The organism is Streptomyces sp. RP5T, assembly GCF_003933965.1.
Lineage (GTDB): Bacteria > Actinomycetota > Actinomycetes > Streptomycetales > Streptomycetaceae > Streptomyces.
In genome coordinates, this window is the sequence record NZ_RSAJ01001036.1 from 1 (window position 1) to 1,576 (window position 1,576).

2 protein-coding genes are annotated in these 1,576 nt (G+C 72.5%); one reads left to right on the forward strand and one right to left on the reverse strand.

Features of this window, described 5'->3' with window-relative positions; translation table 11 throughout:
* Window positions 1-283 precede the first annotated feature (283 nt).
* Window positions 284-877, forward strand: a complete 594-nt coding sequence (locus EHS43_RS44225) for a hypothetical protein (RefSeq protein ID WP_125196023.1) — start codon at window positions 284-286, stop codon at window positions 875-877.
* 31 nt (window positions 878-908) lie between these two features.
* Here EHS43_RS44225 and msrA read toward each other — a convergent pair whose 3' ends face one another.
* Window positions 909-1,421, reverse strand: a complete 513-nt coding sequence (msrA, locus tag EHS43_RS44230; RefSeq protein ID WP_125196024.1) for a peptide-methionine (S)-S-oxide reductase MsrA — start codon at window positions 1,419-1,421, stop codon at window positions 909-911.
* Window positions 1,422-1,576 lie beyond the last annotated feature (155 nt).

Consider the following 1,576-nt stretch of genomic DNA (forward strand, 5'->3'; position numbering starts at 1 on the left):
TGGTGGGACGAGGTCGCGATCGCACCCGACGCCGTCGCCGTCGCCGGGCGGTCGCGTTCGGCGTCGGGCAGCCCGTGGCGGTCGGTCGATCGGTCGACCTGGGCGGGATCGTCGTACGGCCCACCGCACGGGCCTGACCGCAGCCCAACCGTGGGCTGGTGCGCCCCGGCGGACGGATCACGGCGCCCGTGCGCCCCGGCGGGAGGGATCACGGCGCCCGGCGCGACCCCGCGAGGAGGATCACAACGCCCGGCGCGACCCCGGTGGGAGGGATCATGGCGGGATGGATGAACTCTCCCCCTACCAGCGGGACCTGCGCGACCGGCTGGCGTCGGTTCCCGTGCTGCCCGCGCCCGCTCCCTGGCAGCCGGTCTTCGAGTCCTGTGCCGCGGTCGGCGGGCTGCTCGGGATCGGGTTCGCGACGCATCCGGACAGTGGGCACGACCTGGTGATGGTCGTCTCGACCGCCGGTCACGGGCTCTTCGACGCCGTGACCGGCGAGAGGATCGCGCGGGACCGGAATCCCGATCCGGAGAGCAGCACGCCGGACACGGCCTCGGATCTGACCTGCCCGGGACTCGGACCGGTGGCCGGCAGCAGGGTGCACATCGCCGGGCTGTTCGGCGGCGGGCTGCACGCGACCACCGCCGACGGCTGGCACGTGCAGGTCGTCTCGCCGGTCTGGCCGCACGACCGTGTCCTGCTCTCGCACGGCAGCGGCATGCCCCACCGCGACCCGCACGGGGAGCGGTGGTGGCTCGTGTTCAACTCCCTCTACTCCGAGCTGCGGGCCGTGGGCTTCTCCCCCTCCGGCCGTACGCTCGCCGTCGCGACCAGCAGCGACCTGACGCTGTGGACGCGCCCGCCGGCCGCGTGAGGTACCGGCGGTCGGCCGTCGGCGGCTGCCGTCAGCTCTCCGTGCGGGCCGGCAGGCGCCAGCCGGGGCGGGGGAAGTGGCAGGTGTAGCCGTCGGGGTAGCGCTGGAGGTAGTCCTGGTGCTCGGGCTCGGCCTCCCAGAAGGGTCCGACCGGCTCCACCTCGGTGACGACCTTGCCCGGCCACAGTCCGGAGGCGTCCACGTCCGCGATCGTGTCCTCGGCGATCCGCTTCTGCTCGTCGTCGACGTAGTAGATCGCCGAACGGTAGCTGAGGCCGATGTCGTTGCCCTGGCGGTTCTTGGTGCTCGGGTCGTGGATCTGGAAGAAGAACTCCAGGATCGCGCGGTAGTCGGTCTGCTCGGGGTCGAAGAGGATCTCGATGGCCTCCGCGTGCGTGCCGTGGTTGCGGTATGTCGCGTTCGGCACGTCACCCCCGGTGTAGCCGACCCGGGTCGCCGTCACGCCCGGGAGGCGGCGGATCAGTTCCTCCATCCCCCAGAAGCATCCGCCCGCCAGTACGGCCCTCTGCGTCTGCGCGGCCATCACGGCCCTCCCTTGTCTGTCGGCTCGATCACTCGGGCTGTCCGGCTCGCACACCACCGGCGCCCCTTGCTCATTGCTCATTGTCCTCAACAGAGGAGGGCACCCAGCGATTCCGGGCCCGGTCCAGGCACCCCGCGGGCCTCGCCCCCAAGCGC